This is a genomic window from Chitinophaga sp. (assembly GCF_019236475.1).
Classification (GTDB): domain Bacteria; phylum Bacteroidota; class Bacteroidia; order Chitinophagales; family Chitinophagaceae; genus Chitinophaga.
The window spans coordinates 281,098-299,739 of the sequence record NZ_JAFAIX010000014.1 but is presented as its reverse complement, the minus strand read 5'-3'; the positions used below and the strand labels follow the sequence as shown (position 1 = coordinate 299,739).

Here is an 18,642-nt window from a genome sequence, read left to right as displayed (position 1 = left end):
GCCGGCTTATAGTTGGTTTACCAGGTTTGTTTTCCAAATGCGGTACATACTTTACTGGTTTTGTGATCATACACCCAGTAAACTCTATTACTACCTTCAAATCCAAAGTATACATCATAGGTGCTGCCATCGGCATCACAGATGATGGTATCCTTTTGCACCACATTGGTGAAGCCCATGGCAGTTCCCATTTCCAATACATTATTTACCTTTTTGCCATTGATCACCAGGTTCTTGGTTTCATCCAGCATGGACCAGTTTTGGTTCCATGTGCCGATGTCTCCAACAACAATCAAAGTATTGCTAGTGCCCTTGTTCGCCATGAGGTAATCGCAAATTTGTTTCAGGTTCAATTGTGGGGCTACTGGAAACATAACTGCGTGTCCGCCTACTCTTTTGTTATCCGCAAAAACAGCAGTCAACGATAGGCAGCTATTAATATTAGGATATATCAAGGTGTTAGTACCTGTTACCTGGTTTACTTCACCTTCTTTGATAGATACGTCTGCTAAAGTGATTGTTGGTGCCATATGAAATAGTTTTTGAGGTTTACTAACGGAGTTGATTAAACGAAAATCCGGGCCAGTGATACCACCAACCCGGAAGGATATTTATTTGCAAGGTCCATTTACGTCTGTTACTTTTTTGGTAGACAAACTTTGCTCTAGGGCATTGCGTACCATGCGTTGCACATATTGCTGTCTTTCAGCAGTAGAAGCAGTCGCGAGATTGCCTTGCACTAAGGTGGCAGAAATAGTAGAATTACCATTTATGCCATTGATTTGCACCTGCCAGTTGCGGCCACCGCCAGCAATGGCGCCCTGTACATCCAATCTTACAGAGCCGTATTCAATACGGAATGGTGGCAGTCTCCATATATCAGCAAATGTCAGTTGCCCGATCGCATTCTGCGCATCTGTGATGTTCTTGTTGGAAACATTAGCGGGGTAGTTCGGAATGTTTTGTCCGATAGAAACTGTAATGGTACAGTTGGGGTCGGTCATTAATTCCGGCGCTTCGAAATGTTGGGTTTTCTCTGTCATGACATGTGTTTTTTAAAGGTGAAAGATGAATGATTATCAGTAGTGTTATTCATTAACTCCCAGAAGGGAGGGGTCTACTATTTCAGTATTTACCACCGTGTAGGGCACATTTAGTATACTGTCTATCGTGCTACCATCTGCTGCCTTACCCGTTAATCGATACTGTGCCGCTTCCAGCTTCAATGTTTGAGATCCGTTTGTAATCTGGTCGCCTGTAATAGTGATATTGCCAGGATTGAGTGTAAGACTCGTGAGATTCGCAGTAATCCAGGTTAGTTTGTATTGATCGCCGGTGGCTTTGGTGTAATCGAAATACTTGATCTGCGGATGTGTAGTATCGTTGCCTCCCAGGTAGTATACGGATTGCGTGCCACCAGGCTGATAAATCGTGAACGTATACGGCTGATTGCTCATGTTTACTTCCATGGCCGGCCATCCCGTTGGATCGGTATCCCAAATCACCTGGGTAAGCCCTGGATCTTTAAATTTGAAATAGGCAATACCCACCGGTTTTAAGTTAAAGGTGAGTGTTTGTGTTGGGTTCTGATCTTCAAATCCAAATGCGGTCAGTTGGTACTTGGCAGAGCTATCCATATTACCATAATTACCTTGGAAAGCTTTTACCAGATCCATCCCTGGCGTTACCTGTCTTGGTGTAATAGGGTTGTTGAGCGGTCTACCAGGCGGTTTCAGTTGTGATCCAGAAGCATAAGTCAGATACCAGTAAAGGGTAACGCTCTGGTCTACTGACAGTGGATCAGTGCCTATCCGGTTATCCTGATTTAGTTTATCAGATTTATACGCTTCAAAGGAATTGATAATAGCATAACCATGATATAAGGTCACCTGTATCTGTGCACTAGGGTCCGTATTGCCGTTCCCGTTATAGGCAATCAAGGTATACGGCGTACTATCTTTATCGGCGGCGATGTCTACGATGCAATCTCCTTTATAAGGCGGTTTGTCGCCTTTAACAGGGAATGCCCGCTGCCTGCTGCCAGTGGCAAATCCTGTGACCACCACCCTGGTAGCACCGGTAGAGTACCAGGTAAGGGTAGTGGTTTGGTTTAATCCCACTACCTGCTGCTGTAAATACGCCATGATACTCAACGACGCAGGTACGGTTTTGATGATTTCTTTGCTACCACTCGCTGGATCGGCCGATCCAAGATATTCTGTGATGCCGATGGAAGCTGTTCCGCCAGCAGCATTGATAGGTACTTGCTGGAACACGATATGAATCTGGCCGCCCTTTGGAATGGGCACCGTCATCGTTGCTGTAATGACAAAATCATTATTGCTCCCACTTTTACCACAGCTAAAATATTGTGTCTCTGACTTGCTGGTAAAGCTGGTATCCACCACCAGGTCTGTAGGGCCAGACCCAGCGGGGAAATTGATATGTATTTCATCACTATCAGGTCCACCTTCATATTGGATGGTATCTGCCGTATTGTTAGTGACGTAGAGATGCAAATCCACTACTGAGTTAGTGAATATGTCGGATGGCTGAAAAGCATAATCAAATGTCAAATTTGCCATAACCCTGATTTAGTTATTTTCTGGTTGTTGTTGATTCGTGCCAGATAAGGTAATCCAGCCTTCTGTCAGTCGCAGATTATCCTGGTCAGCAGTTGCTATCGGCGTATATGGTTCAATAGGCTCTTCAGCTTTCCAGGTGGTTACATCCTTGCGGGCTACCCATCCCCATTTGCCATGTACTTCTGCTGGCGTAGGCATCTTGATTTTGTCTGGATCCAGCAGCAGTGGTCCCGTGCGGAAAGTGGATTTGAGATTACTCAACGCATTGGATACAGGACCATTAGGCAAGCTCACATTGAACAGCGGCTGACTACCAGGAATCACCGGAATGCCGCCAGAAGGATCTACCAGCATGGTGAGCTTAATCGCATTTCGTTCAGGCGTTAGCGTTACTGTGTGACCTTGCTGCACGTACTTGGATACAAACCCTGTTCCCGTGAATTCCTGCGCGGCAAAACCTGCTAAGTTGATTTTGCCCCTTGCATTGCGGGAGAACATTTTCAGCAGTTCGCTGGTCTGGCCATTGGCGCCATACACGGCGTAGAAGGTATCGTAGTTATCTGCCTCAAAATAACCGATAGCACCATTTCCGGAAAGATAGGAGTCGCCAATTCTCACGGTAAATGGTGTGCCCATAAACGGTGGATCTGTAGGCTGATAATTTTGATTGTTGTTATAATATTTCCCGGTATCTATCCAGCTTTGATTGTAGGCGGGGGTACCTGCCAGCTCCATATGTACTTCGCCACGTACTACGGCGAGGGGCCTGCCGAGTAATACAGACTGGTTGCCCGACTGACTTTTGAAATTACTCATCGGCCATAAGCTCACGTCTATCACACTGATCAGATCATCGTACGCCGATGAACCGGAAAACCCGGTTTTTAATAGGTTAGTAACGAATGCCTGCAAGTGCTCATTTTCCAGGGCTGGCGGCGCTCCTAAGGTGGTATTGCTGCCCGGTACGGCATCCCATCGGATGGTGTATTGAAAATCGGCTTCTTCGTTGCCATCTTCAATCTGCCTTTGTACTTTAATGATAGCCCCCTGGTTGATGCCATTGGCATCAAATACCATCAGGGAATTATCAATGTGGTTGGGCATTACCCAGCCGCAAATAGGACTAGTTAAATCAGAGGAATTAGTCCTAATAGTATCATTATTCTGTTGCAGCAGGTTCAAATGAACATTCGACGGCTGGGACACTCTCGGCGAAAGTTGTCCGTAATATTTGCTGTCCGGGTCCTTAAAGTTAGGACTGCTGGTAGTTAAGTTTTCGCACCAGTACACATTCGGCAGTGGGTCCAGTGGCGAAGCGAAGCTGCTCTTTGTTTTTAATACCTGCCCGAAAGCATCTACCACCCAAAGGTCTACCAGTTGGAAATGGCCTGCACGAATAGGGAAGAAAGGCTGTGAGTCCTGGTAATTCACCAACTTCGGCCTGAAATTAAGTTCGCTATCACCCAGCAGCTTTTTGACATTTGCATCTGTTGGTGCAGTATTGATAGAGATCAGGGAAGTGATAAGTTGTTTGGTAAAACCGCTCATCGACTGTGTGAGTAAATCCAGGTGTCCTACCATACCCGCCACTCTTTGTAGATCATCCAGTACATATTGCGGAAGTCCGTCGAATATGGGATCTCTCTGGAAGGATGCCATTTTGGATTTTATCACTTGCGATGATTTTGCATTCATCACGGCACGGCCATATAGTACAATGTTATTGGTTGGTGGTGTGAGGCTACTGCCGGTCCAGTCGAAATCAATATCTCCCAGTTTCCAATTGGTTAAGGAGCTGGTCGCATCCATGGAAGAAGGGATGTACTGTATCTTCCAATCCATGTAAATAGGGGTCCATGGTTGCTTGGTGATAAAGGCTACACCAAATGGAGAAGGTATCACGCCTTCGATACCAGAAACCGCTTTCAGTGCCTGCGGATGAAATCCCAGAGAAGCCGCATCATTCCAGACAGCCGTCTGCTGTGCCTGGATCTGCTGGGTGAGTTGCTTCATCTGGTCGTTATTTGGGGAGACACCAGTCTTGCTGAACCAAATGGAGGCAATCAAGGCAGCGCAAGAAGTATCAAGGATCATGGTCTCAATCCACAGGTCCATGGCTTCTTTCGGGAAGATGTTCCAGGTGGGGATGGTTACTTTCTCCAGGAGTTCTGCCGCCGCAATCAATTGTGTGGTAGGCGTGTTATTAACGGTGAAGGTTACACTGATACCGGTTACTGTTTGTCCAGTAAAGCGTACAAAGAGTTCTGTTGTATCTGTGTATTGTTCTGGCGATGTAAGTTTGGTATCGATATAGGCGCCACCAACCATGATGACCGGATCTACAGGTGCGGCAGCGGGCAACAAGTCCACTGCTTTCAGCACGAAATTATTTCCCAGCTTAGTCGCGAATGCAGTGGCATCTGTGTCTATTTCTGCTTTCTTTTGGTCCCGTGCATTGGTTTGCGTATTCAATGCTTGGGTAATGGCGGCCATGCTGTTATTCACCTGTGTTTTAATGGCAGCAGGTGTGGATTTTACAAAGAGGCTCTGTTTTACATGGAGCTGAAACATTTCTTGTCGCAGCGTAAGTAAATCCAAGTTCAAGGTGTTCAGGTCTCGTTGTTTTGCATTGAGCTGTGTGAGGGTTTCGGTATCAGCAGCGCTCAGTGGGATGGACTGTTGACCGCCAGTACCAAGAATCTTCTCGTCTGTACTTTCTGGTCGTACTACGATCCATTCTTGGCCGCTGTAATGCTGTTCAAACCGATCTGCATGGATGGCCATTTCTACCGCGGTAGGATCGTCGTTTAGTTTCGATAAGAGATCTTTCTGGAAGGCTTCCAGCGCCCTTTCTATGATGGGTATATTTGCTGGATTTTGATGTTGACTTTCCACTACCTTATTGGCCATAAATGAGGAGATAGCTTCCATAGCGTTGTTGCCAACTGCAATGCTCACCCCACCTTCCGGCGTGGGAACGCCTGTGCCATAGGCCACCGTGTCTCCCTGCCAACCCACAGTAGCCATGGAATGACAAATACACTGGGTGGGCAAAGGAGGCTTGTCTTCCTTCACGCCATATTGCTGACGCCAGTTGTTCCAGGCGATCATCGCATTTTTAATCTGTGGTGGCAACTGGAGTTTATTGGGGTCAAAAGGACCATCCAGTCCGTGGGATTTCTGCCAAGCCTGCCAGTCGTCCACTGCTTCCTGTACTTCTCCTGCTCCGCCTACAGACCAGCCGAATTGGCCTTGCAACATATTCATCCACTCTTCATTGGTACTGGTAGTAACCTTTGAGAGCAGATCATCCGTAGGGTCGTCATACCAACCCAGGAGGGAATAGGTAAATTGCGCGGCAGCACTACCTACATCATCATGCAGGGTGAATACATTCTTCACGTTATCATAAGCCACCGACCAAGATACGTCACCAGGGCCTACTGCCTTAATCAGGGCTTTACCTGTACGGGCTTCCCCTTTCCAATTGGCCAGCGGCATCGGTACGCCAATGCCTTTAATGGGGAAGGTAGGATCATCTGGATATGGGTATTGGCTAGCACCATTGGAAGAACCGTTATTGGTGGCATCCCGAATATCAAATAGCATATCACTGCAAACGATGGTCGCTTGCAACTGCGGTGGGGTGGGATTAGGATTGTTTTTATCCTGTACGGGATAGGTAAAACGAGTAATCAGCCAGCGGTTGGGAACAAATGGGAAGTTCACATTTCCATCTGGATTGTTTTCGTCGGATTGTTGTCCCTGGCGCATACTATAGGGAAGCGTCCACATGAGGTGTATACCTGCATCCGGACAACTACCTTGCCCAAACGGTGTAGGGTCGGGGATTTGCTTCATCCACAGGTTATAGTAATTATTTTTGTTGGTAGCCCAAACAGTAGTAGAGGTAACATCGGGATTGCCTATACGAAGTATGTCAACCGGTACAGGCACCATTACTACAGGGCCTGGCCAAACGGGAATATATTGGGTGTCTGCCATAATGTAGGATTTAAGATTGAGGAATGGAAGGGTCACATGCCGGTGAATTCATATCATACGGCTGTTTGCCGGCCCCGCGTACCATTTGGATGGCCATGGCGCCCGGTGATAATTTACCGTCTGGCAGCGCGCCCGCAGGCATCGCCTTGGTAATACTATCTTTCAGTCCAGCGATATCAATTACCCCTTTTACACCATTCCGGAATCCACCCGATGCTGCCACTGGATCAGGTCCATTAAAGATTTGTTCGCCGGCAGGATAAGGTTTGGTAGTAGGATATCCCAAGCCGCGTAAGTACACTTTAAAAGTGTTGGCGCCTGGGTCCTGGATAATGCCAAAGTGTAATCCTTCGGAAGGCTCAATAAAATTCACCGTATCTGGCAGGTCGTCCCAGATGCATAGCATCGTGTTATCAGACAGCCGATCCATACGGAGTATCTTTACGGGGTTATTAGCTTTAAAGGCTTCTATTTCCAAACCTGGCCACCCGGATACCACTACGGAACGGAAAATAACGCCTGTCATGCCGCCACCAGCGGCCGTTATAGCCTCCGGTGTTTCTTTGCGCAGATTGGCGCGCAGTTCCATTTGCTTGGCATCTATCTGGGCGTAAATATCTTCGTAGAAAGTTTCGTTGAATACTTGCTCTTTGGAAGAAAGCACGCCTACACTGAGGGCGCCATCCACCAGTCGATCCAGCCAGTTCCGGTCTATGTAAAAGAATCGCATGGATTCCTGCGGTAGCATACGATTATCCGCAACCATATATTTTACCGGAACGCCATACAGCAAGGTGAGCTGGGCCAGCCAGGTAGTGAGGTTGTCTGGTAAATCCGGAGGCGGGTAATTACCCTCTTTGGCAGATAATAACTGCTTGGTTACATTTGAGCAGAGCGCTACTCTGTTTCCCCATGATTTCATAGCTGTTCTCCTTTTATTTTTTTAACAAGCATTAAAAGTGGATCTGCATCATTTTCTACGATGGCAATTTTTTCTTCCTCGCTAAGTACGCCTGGTAGCCCTTCCTGCAACACTGTTTCCGTACGGGTAGTGATCTGCGGCCATTTTACTTTGCTGAAGCCACCCGCTAGTAACATGCCTACTGCTGCACTGGCATGTGCGGTTGGCATCATGCTGCGTGCCTCTCCGGCAATGGCGTTGATTTTTTCACCGTCCAGTTGTTTGGTACTGCTGACGATGCTGTTGAGATAATTATTTCGCCAGTTGAACATGGAGGAGGAGAAATTGGAATCGGATAATGCCAGCAAACGCCCTGTTTGCCATGCGGTGCTATAGGCGTGGTTAAATAGCCCGCTTTCTGGATCATAGTGAATGGCGTGGTCGCTATAGTGATAAGGACCGTAGCTGAAATCCCGTTTAGTAGGAGAGGGCACAAATGGGCCGCGATACCAGGAGGTGCTTTCTTCTCCCTGCCGCATGTTATTTTGCATGGGTACATATCCCATTTGAATGGCTTTTTGCGCGTCCTCGGATATTTTTCCTGTTTCCTCAGAAAGGGGCATCTGGAGTAGTTTTACGCCGCCTCTGCCTTGCAAGCAAAGATTGGCCATCAACTGTATGAAACTGCCTTGGGCAGGTTGCGCGGTGAATTGCCAGGTACCCAATAGTACAAGTCGTATTTTCGTATAGCCGCCACTGATAGTACTTCCATGGAGATGTTCCTGATGTCCTTCATAAGACACGAGGTACATCGTATTCTTTGCTGGCGCCATTGGTAGCCGATTGCCAAATACAAGAGAAAAGCAACCATCGTCTTCCATGCCCAACAGGATTTTTCCGCCTGTATTTACTTCCCGCCCATGGGCCAGAAATGCAAGCTCATCTATGGTAGGGCAAATCTGCTGGAAATAGGTCAGGTCTAGATCTACAACGGATACTTGCGTATTTTCTGCCCCGAAGAGATCACCCAATGCAGGTGGAAGAATTTTACTGTCTGTAGGTTTTACCAGCTCCGCTACCGTTACCGTTTGCGGCGCACCTGCTAGTATCGTTCCATTATTGTTTGCTAGTTCATCGGGGTAGATGGTGAGTAATCCAATCCATGGAATGGGATTGTTGTCGGCATCTACGGCCTTCGCATAACTATCATTTTTAACCGCTGGATCGATGTCTCTTGCCCATGGCAATGCAAAATTGGTAAACACCATATTGGGCAGCACCGTATCAAAGAGGCCTTCCTGGTTAGCAGGAGGATATACCATGTGAATGTCTGCGGGACTGATGGAAAACCTAGGCCCATCCACGATTAACTGTTGCGTGGCCACATAGGGTGCAGGATCTTCTCCAGGCAGATCTTTTACTTGATGTTCTGCTTTCAAAGTATATTCTCCTGCTTCCAGTGGATTGAGAATAGCGTCGTAGAAGCGTATCATACCTGGGCCTATGGTGCCGGGAGTGGTATCAAAACTGGATGTCATAATGCCTGTTTTTTGGAGTGAATACTTACGGTGGCGGATTTTACTGCTGGAGCGGTAAGATCCAGACCTGCATTGCGTAGCTGCATGAAATTATGGACAGCTTCTTTGTCTGTCGGTAATGCTGGCAGGCCATACATACCGAGTATTTTCACTTTATTATCTTTTGGTACTGCCAGTATCGCGTTGTAGGTATCTGCTGGCGGACATGCATACAGCATCAGGGTACCTTTTTCGGTTTCGTATATCTGTGCAGGTGGGAGATTGCTGCCTTTCATCGGTATAGTGCCGGCGGCAACACCTACATCGAGTCTTTCTGCTCCTGTCTGTTCTTCCAGCAATACACCGATATAATGAATGCCAGCAGGGAAAACAGATTGTATCCAGCCACTGCGGGTAGTTTTACCGATATCGGTTATCCGGTTGTGTGACAGCAGATCCGCTGCATCTATTAAGCCAGTATTGGTATGTGTACCGCGAACGCGTATACGTTGACTGTTCTGTACCCTTACCATCGCCGCATCGCCGAGTGCCCATACGGTATTGGTTTTAAACAGTTGTGAGTTTATTTCCCAACCGCTAAATCCTTCGCCTTCACCTTCATAACCTTGTACGGCTACTTGTGCAGTGCCTGGTGCTACAGTAATCTGTTGATCACCTATTACGTGATGGATGCCTGTGAACCGGCCATGACGGTCGAAGCTAACTACGCGCAGTGGCAGATCGCCCTTCAGGTGCAGTTCCGTATCTGCTTGATGATCTACTGCCCAGAGAATGGAAGTACCATCATAGAGCTGTTTGGTAGTGGCATGAGCATCTGCTGCAGAAGTGCCAACGGCCAGCGCTTTCGTCTTTTGTGAAATGTTGTTAACCGACTTGTACTGGCTCCTGACAGTGCTTTCCTGTTTACCTGACTTGGTTGTTTTGTTCCGATGAATTTTATATCGTTTCACCATACCTACCAACTGCGGCGCTTTGAGATTACTTGCGGTGCTGAATTTAGCAGCAGGTGTTGCTGGTGGGTGGATCATTTTTGCGGCTTCCAATTCGCCATTATTTTGGTAGATAGCCAGTCGGGCGATAACAGGGAGCGCTTGTAGAATCATGTCTGCGGATGCCGCCATGACACTGAGGTCCGGATTAAGCGGCGCCAGTATATTGCTGGCGGCTATGCCTGTGAGAATGGTATTCCGTTTGGCGATAATAGGATCACTCATAATGGAATGCATAATCACATGGTAGGCATTATTCTGATCACTCACTGGATATCTCGCTGCTGGCGGGAATTTGATCACCTGTTTGTAAGGCAACATCCGATAAGCGCCAATTTCATATTTGAGATTTTCTATGTCGAATGCTGGTACATTCCCCAGGAAATTATACTCATCGCCATCCAGCATGATGCCGAAGGAAGCGCCAGGAATCACCATGTCATTGCCTTGTGGCGGCTTATTGCGATCCAACGGATCTTTGGACCACATCGCTGAAGGCGCGCCATTGGCATCTACTACCATTTTGATTTTGCGTGCTTCCAGGTCAACAGGCTGCTGTTTGCTGTTGAAAAGCGTGATGGTCAGTGGTGCATTCAGGTTATCGATATAACCCATTGGTCTAACACCTACGGTAACGCCATTCTGGCTAAAATTGCTGGCGGTTACAGTGATGTTGGATGCTGGAATAGCTGATTTTGCGCTAAGCGTAAATGGATATGGCTGAATGGTCCAGCGATCGCCGTTGTCGCTGAGTAAACCTTTATCCGGATTGAGTTTTACCACTTGTTGTACAGGTGTTGCAGCAGCGGCGCTGAGTTTCCGTTTGGCATTGCCCATCGTACTTCCTGGTACTGCTGGAGGAGGCAGGAAGGCATCGGCAAATGCTGCCCAAGTGATATTCTGGTCGTCTGTCTGGGTTTGTCCGGAGCCAACAGGAATGGTGAAGGAGATCACGAACCAATCTACTTTCACGTAACCATGTGTTGGAGGTCCCTCCAGGTGGAGGCTAGCACCCAGTTCGGCACGGAGGGTAATAGAAACACCAAGAATGGTGGTTCCGAAAGATGCACCAACCGTGATGCTAATACCTACATTGAAGTAGAACGGATTCCATTCAATGAGGAAATCGGCGGAGGCATTCAGCCATGCTTTCAATGGCCCCAGTTGATAGGCCACGTTGAGATAACCGCCCGCCATGACGGCAGTAGGACACAGTGCGAAGTAAGCGCCACCGGAGATACTGATGCTGCCTACGGAAATATCCATTTTCCACTGCATGCCCAGTCGCGGTACGATAGGATACCAAGCCGGCTTGTTGAAATCAGGATGGTAGCCACCCAATGAGATCACGAAGTCACCGGCAGGTATGGTGTAGGTGGATGTTTTGATATTTTTAAACCATAGGAAGAAGGCAAACCCTCCGGTCACTTTCACGTCTCTCGATAATACGAACGAGTTCGGCGTCAGTTGTGCTTCGGCGGAGAGTACTCCCTCTTCTGGACGGAAGGATATTTTGATGGCTAGTTCGAAATAGGCCAATGCCATATTTCTTGGAATCTTTGGTGGGAGTGAAGTGAAACTGAGTCCCAGCAAATTGACTTCCCATTCCTTGCCAAAGCTGAGGAATAATAGGGCGGAAGTGGTCAATAGTTCGAAGGAGGTAAACTTCAGACCTGCGGCCAACCAATATTGCCCCACTTCTGGACGTACCACTGTACTCAGTTGTTCCAGTGCTTTGCCTGGATCTTCGCCCTCTGCGAAAGTACCATCTACAAGACCTTTCAGGAGTGGAAAATCCTGTACCTGGGTGATATCCGGTATTAAAAGCGAACGGTTGAAACTGAAGCCCGCAGCGATTCCTGTAATGAACAGGAATGGAGGCCCTCCCAATGGAGCGTTCAATACCGCGAAAATGAACAGGGAAGGCATTTTGGAAGCTCCAGGTACGGAAGACACAGGTACTTCTGCATAAGACCCCAATGCCACCAGCGAGAAGGTACCTGCCTTGATCACCGCCACACCGTTGTACATGATGACGGTTGCACCGTCGACGGTGGTTTCAGTTTTCAGGAAGCCGCCGTTAATGGCCACTGCCCCTCCTTGGAAACTAATATCTAATCCTTGTAGGTCTGCTTTATAACTGCTGAAATTCGTCGGATCAGTAACGGGAACGCCTACTGTTAAACCCACTACCGATGCTTTAAGACCTGCTAGGGCCACATTGCCGGAGAAGAGGAAGTCTAACAGCTTATTCGTGTCTTCCCAACCTAAACCTAAACTATCAATGTACAATGGCCCGAAAGAGCGCTCTATCGGCACAATCACTTGTGAACCATTACCGGTATTGCTTTTCAGGTTTACCCATAGTTTATCTGCGTAAGCGGCGGTGACAGAAAATTCGGGGTTAACAGGGGGATTACCGGAGGAACTGCCGGAACCCAGGATATTGTTGGCAATGGGATTGGTACCCGCTGAACCTGCCAGCTTATCTGGCGCCAGCGATAACCCAATTTTTGCCAAAGTGATACCTGCGCCGAATTGTAAACCCGGCTTGGAACTTCCCTTGAAATCCAATTCAAACACGGTTCTTGGCTGTACAGCGCCAATCTTGAAGCGGGACTGGTCCACAATCGGTTTGCCGTTGGCGCCAATGATATCAAAACCAAGATTGTAGAGCAATAAATTGAATAAGGAGAAATCTACATGCAGTTCATTATTGCCCGACTTAGTAATAGGCAGGTAGAACCCTATACCCGGTTCTCCATTGATACCATTGTTACTGGATTTATCAATCCATTCGGTATCCTCGGCACCTATTTGTACTACGAGATTCGGTAGGGCTGCGAGTTTAAGGTCTGGAGCCGCCACTCTTACGCCATAATAATCCTGTTTGCCCTTACGAGGGCCAACCGTAATCTTACCACTGTTCTTATCGCCAAACTGCAACAGCGTTAATTCTGTTTGCATCAGCGTGTAGAAGAAATTACCAAAGAAACCGGAGGGGGTTAGCTGCGTAAGGTTGTCGATGGAATTCAGCTCATATTTGCCGTTATTCTTCAGTATGAGTGAAGTGGCTTCTAACAGGGCAGCAGGTGTAGGCGCTCCAGCAATAGAAGCCACTATAGGGGCTTCTAGCCAGCCTTTCACTTTTTCGATATTGAGCACTAAGAGTGACACGTATCGCGGTAGCACTACTTTCACTACCTGCAATAACCAATCTGTCACGCTTTCTTGCATGGCAGCGACTTCCGTTGTAGGTTTACTAAAGAAGTTCGGTAACAGTTCTATCGTTAGATCTGAATGCTTAGAGAAATCAGTACCATCGCTAACCGGATCAAATACGAGGTGGAATCCTTTGCCTAAATCGTATGCAAACGTTAAACCTGGCCCACTATTATCATCTACAGGAATGAGTACGTCCAAGCCAAAGGAGAAATCAACGGTGCCGTCCAATTTAACGCCTACACCAGCTTCCACAATTTGTACTTTTAATACTTGCGTATCAGGCAGGGAGAAGTCGGCCCACAGCCCAAGGAACCCATCGTTATTGAGCCCTGCGAGGATGGTGATAGGTAGCTTGCTATCTGGCTTGAATGCGAGTCGGCCTCCCTGTGCAGTCAGTCCGGGCATTACATCCTGGAGTAATGTTATCAATCCTTGTACGGTAGTAGGCGCGCCTGTTTGCGTGAATTTTTCCTGCAACCAAGCTAGGGCCACTGCTTCAATATCTTTGAGTAGATCTTCCTGTGCCTTTGCCGCAAAAGCAGATGGCGTCAGTACTTTGATGATATTGTCTACCAGTTCGGTGGTATTCACGGCGGTACCAAATGCATTGAGTTTATCTACAAATGCTTTAGCCCCGCTATCTGATAATTTTTCTAATACAATAGGAACGAGGTTCTTCAAAACCGCCGCTGCTGCTAGTCTCGCTGTTTGTTCCGCCAGCGTACCCCATCCTAAGAAAGGCAGCAACTGCAATGAAATACCACTAGGGGTTTCTGGTTTTCCCTGCGCTATTTTCAGGAAGAATTCTTTGTCGTACCCGGTGTTTACAAAAAATGCGACCGGTATTTTAGTACCAGAAGAGATGGTGAGCTCTCCACCGAACGATGGCTGATAGTTGCCATCCACGCTCACTTGGAAGGAGAGGAGGTTTAAGGTGCCCCAATTATCACTGATAATAAGTTCTTTGGTATCAAAGCCGAAAGTGGCGATATCATTCTCACCACTCATGGCAATCTCAAATCCATATGGCATACCGCTGATCTTCATGCCCTTTGGATCTGGTGTTACTTTAATGCCATTGGAGGCCTCTACTTCTGGCAAATGACTGAGCATTTGCACCAGCTTGGAAATACTGAACTTGCCGTTCGTTCCTAGTACGTCATCGGAGAGTATCCACCCTAGCGGGTCTTGTAGGATACCCATGAGTGATGGCATCTGCCATTGCTGGTCTGCTATGGCTTCAGTAATAAGATACCCATTCACTACTTTTTGTACCGCCAAGCTTTCTGTCGGTATTTTATCTCCCAGTCCCAGACCGATGAAGATCTGCTGGATCAACGGATACTTTTTCAGCAATTGTTCTTCAAAGACTGCATTGAGGAGGATATTCAGGGTGAAAGCAGGAGCGAGGTCCGCTACATTGTTAAGGAAATCGTTTGTTTTAAACGGAATGAGGTTAAGAGCTTGTGCAGTAGGTTTGCTGCCGTCTCCCCATACTGCTGCTGCTTTGAAATCAGTTTGCAGCGTGCCATTATCCAGCTTCAACGTAAATCCACTTCTCATGGTAATACCTACTTTCTCACAGTAGATATCCAGTTCTCCTTGTAGTTTTTCGTTGTTGAGATCTAGTTGAATGCCGCCACTAACAAGCAAGAAAGAACCTAACTGGAATGCATCTGCCGGTAAGATGCCAAAGGAAATGACGCCTGTAGCATCCGTACTGAAGGTCCAACTACCAGTTTTGTATGGGCCTAAGTTCTTGGCCAGATTGGCTGCTAGTTGCTTCAGGTTGTCTACATTGGCTACGGCAAACAGTTGCTGGTAAAGTTGTTGGAATGTTTTGTAAGGATTGCTGATTAAATCCAATAACGTATACGGATCTACGGTGTATCCTTCTTCTGCAGGCTTGCAGATACCCAGTCCTTGTAACAGTTGCAGTACAGGTTCTGGGAATTTCGGGAATTGAATACCGAAGATCTCTGAAAGGAAATTAAAGAGTAGACTACGTTGGTCTTGTATCGCAAGCAGGTTGTTGAACTGCGTTTGTATGTAGGAATCGAAATTGGCAAGCAGTCCATTCCAACCTGCTGTATTGATACCAAGTAATCCATCTGTAATCTTGTACAGTTGGATATTGCGAAGATCTGTTTCTCCATCAGGCGCCATCGTCAGGCCCAGCATAGACAACAAACTGTAAGCCTGCTGGAAGAGCGGTTTCGCTTTTACTTGCGCAAATGCTTGCTGTAGGCCGGCATTCAGCAATACCATGAAACCATTTTGCAACGCTGCTGGGAAGGCTGGATCGAGGAAATCCTGTAAGGTCAACTGTGCTTGCTGCTGTTGGCCCGGCAAGGTAACATTGACCAGTGTCACTATGGGTTCGAAATGAAATGATTTATTGGTAGTATCATAGGAAAGATTACATCCTACGATCACTTTCTCCACACTGCCGAGGGAGCTAGGCAAACTCACCAGCATGCCGTCTGGGTTGTACAGTACGCCGGTCAGACTAAAGGAAGGTACCTGACCATCGAATAGGAGAGTACCAGTAGCCAAGTTGTATTTCAATGCATTGGCACGAGCATGTAGATCGAATGCAAACTTCGTAGTATCGTTACCGCTAGTAAGCTGATATTGCCATGTTTGGGATCTACCAGCGCCAAGACCTAATGTCTGTCCTGCATTATCATACCAGGTGATTCCTTCAAAACCCAATGGCAGTGGGATTGTCCATGGATCATCGAAAGTACCGCTACCGCCAGTGGCAGGTGCTGCCGCGATTTCGGTATTGATAACATAGGATAAGAGGGAAAGCAGACTTTTCGCATTAGCCGCCGTACCAAAGGTTGTAGACAGATAATTGCGCAGATCTGGCCATGGATTACTGAGGCTATTGAGCTTTAGTTGCTGAAAGCCTGTCCAGCTTAATCCTGCAGGGAATACTGGCGATTTGGAAATATCTGGAATCAATCCCAGTGCGCCAATGGCGAAGAGGGCCGCCCTATTTTCTACGCGCATGAGTAATGCTCCCAATGCGCCCACTAGGAAAGGACTGAAGGCCGGTACGGCATTCAATACCAGGTTTTTCAGGTCTGTTTGTTGATCGAAATTCAGATCCTGTCCGAGCGTAATATCTTGTCCGTTGATGATTAACTTAGGTGCTTGAATGAGCATAGACCAACCCCATCCGCTGAGGCGGTTCCATTCGGCAGATAGTTGCGCGTTACTAACGCTAACGACTACACCGCCGAGATCAGGTGTCATGAAACCTTTTGGCAACTGTAGTTTGGCACTGACTGCTGGGAGCCAGGATGCTGCTATGCTGCCGTCATTGGCAGGGAATTGCAGTGCAAGACCTTCCAAATTAAGTGATGGCGCGATTTCTACACTACCAACGGTAATGGTTGGTTGCAGCATCATGCCCATCACCAGGTCGATACTGTTGTCTTTATTTACCTGTTTGTAGGCAGTTAGGAATGCCGGGAGACTACTGCTGCTCAGGGCAATACCTGCCTTCCAGGGATTGTCTTTAGTGCCGCTTCCGGTGACTTCTACTTTCAGGCCGGCAACTGTTTGTTGTAGCAACAGCGCCATTTCTTGTAATATGAATGCAAAGGCCGATTTGCCGTCTATATCGTTGGCGTATTGCAATATAGAGAGATAGTAGTCTCCCCATGCCTTCACCGGATTCAATATAGAATGGGCCATCTGTGTACCTGAGAACGGCGCAGGGAGTGTAGTTGGCCATTTACCCTGTGCGCTAACAGGCGTAATCAAACCAATCAAAGCACCAATATTATTCGCAAAGTCATTACTGCCAATACCGATGAGTGTACCTATTGCTGCACTCAACGCCGCGGCTCCGGCTTCTGCCAGTTCCCCCGGAGATAGCAGGTTGACCTTATCAAAGGAAGTAGCGCTAGTCACCACTTGGTTCAAAGAGAAATCAGGAACGATTTTTCCATCCGAACCTAAGATCAGTCCTGCTGTCAGCGAGCCTACGCTATTGCCATCATAAGATACTAGTGGCTGACCAGTGGTTTTATTCTTCAGTGCAAACTGAAATTGAAAATTAATTTCCGGAGAGGCGGTAACTGCTTGAGCACTTAATCCAAATTGTCCGAGTTCCAGGTTGGCTTGGGCGGTGAAAACAGCAGGAGAGCTACCCAGCGCTACATTGGCACCGGTGAAGGCAAGACCTGGATAGAAGTATCGAATGCCTCCCTCATCTACTGTAGTGGCTACTGAAAAATCCAATTGCCCAATACTGCTCAAATTCAGGATCCCCAGCAGGAATGGATCTATACGTGTACCCGTTCCCGTTACCTGGAGATTAGTATTGCCGAGGAAGCCACTGAGTGCCGTAATCCAGCCTTTCAGCGCTTCTGTATTTGTACAAAGTGCATTGAACCAATCGAAGAATAATGTTTTAACACCATCGGGATATTTGGAAGGATTGGAAGCTACCTCAAACAGTTTATACCATTCCATTACCGGCAGGGTAATATTCGGTAGGTTCGGTACCTGCGAAGAGAGGCCGAGTAAAGGCGTGATATAGTTGAGATATTGTTGTTGATTGGGGAAGACATAACTGAGGGCCCCCATAAACAGGTTAGTGGCTATTTCCAGCATTTCTTGTCCGCTGATGGCCAGCAAATCAGCGAGGGATTTGTTGGCAGGAGAAGCGCTACCTAGTTTTAACGCTAATACTTCCAGGGATACGCTGAAAGGATCGCTGGCGGCTACATCTATCATGGCGCTGAACTTAACGCCATCGAAGGAGATGCCATTGATATCTACCAGCGGGAGTTTAGGGTCGCCTCCTTGGGCAGCCACACCCAAACTGATAGGGTATCCTTCATTTGCAAACGTAATTTTAAAGCTGCCGTTACCAATGGCCACGAAAGGCATTAAGCCCCATACATTCACCGTCAGCAACGGTGTACTGGGTGGGACTTTCCAGGTATGCAATACACCGAGTCCCAGCACAGTTTCCTTTACGCCGTTGGTTTCTTTCTGATAGCTTACCAGGTAGAATCCCGTAGGTTCGTTCCCGTTTTTAATGGGATACCAGGTACCTAATAAGGAGGAGTCTTGCACGGGAATACCCAATGCATTGCCCCCGATTTTACCTAATATGGAAGTAAGTAATTGCTCGAATTGTTCCGGATTGGCAGTAATACCTTGTTGAGTATTATTGATGGGATTGGCAAACCAACCAGGGTTTAACTGATAGACATCCTGGTCCGGATTTGGTTTGGTCAGTAAACCTATTAGTAATCCCATGCTGGCCAGCACGGGGTCCAGGCCGGAGAAAGAGATGCCATTATCGCCGATGCCGGGAACTACCTTGTTATGATTGGCAGTTTTCGCGGCGGTTATTTCGTTAATCATTCTCA

At 47.4% G+C, this 18,642-nt stretch carries 7 protein-coding genes; all 7 read right to left on the bottom strand.

Features of this window, described 5'->3' with window-relative positions:
* Positions 1–17: 17 nt before the first annotated feature.
* The 7 genes from JO154_RS26380 to JO154_RS26350 all read right to left on the bottom strand — a co-directional run bounded on the left by JO154_RS26380 (position 18) and on the right by JO154_RS26350 (position 18,637).
* Entirely contained in the window at positions 18–530 is a 513-nt protein-coding gene (locus JO154_RS26380) for a hypothetical protein (RefSeq protein WP_291952178.1), read from the bottom strand.
* 81 nt (positions 531–611) lie between these two features.
* Complete coding sequence (locus tag JO154_RS26375; protein WP_291952176.1) at positions 612–1,043, bottom strand: hypothetical protein; 432 nt, start codon at positions 1,041–1,043, stop codon at positions 612–614.
* 45 nt (positions 1,044–1,088) lie between these two features.
* Positions 1,089–2,585 (bottom strand): hypothetical protein, encoded by a 1,497-nt coding sequence (locus JO154_RS26370; protein WP_291952174.1) that lies wholly within the window; start codon positions 2,583–2,585, stop codon positions 1,089–1,091.
* 9 nt (positions 2,586–2,594) lie between these two features.
* On the bottom strand, positions 2,595–6,590 hold the full coding sequence (locus JO154_RS26365; protein ID WP_291952172.1) for a hypothetical protein: 3,996 nt from the start codon (positions 6,588–6,590) through the stop codon (positions 2,595–2,597).
* 10 nt (positions 6,591–6,600) lie between these two features.
* Positions 6,601–7,512, bottom strand: a complete 912-nt coding sequence (locus tag JO154_RS26360) for a hypothetical protein (protein ID WP_291952170.1) — start codon at positions 7,510–7,512, stop codon at positions 6,601–6,603.
* Entirely contained in the window at positions 7,509–9,029 is a 1,521-nt protein-coding gene (locus JO154_RS26355; protein WP_291952168.1) for a hypothetical protein, read from the bottom strand. The genes JO154_RS26360 and JO154_RS26355 overlap by 4 nt, the downstream gene beginning before the upstream one ends.
* A complete protein-coding gene (locus tag JO154_RS26350; RefSeq protein ID WP_291952166.1) occupies positions 9,026–18,637 on the bottom strand; it encodes a DUF6603 domain-containing protein in 9,612 nt (3,203 codons plus the stop codon). Before JO154_RS26350 ends, JO154_RS26355 begins: the two co-directional genes overlap by 4 nt.
* Between the last annotated feature and the right edge of the window lie 5 nt (positions 18,638–18,642).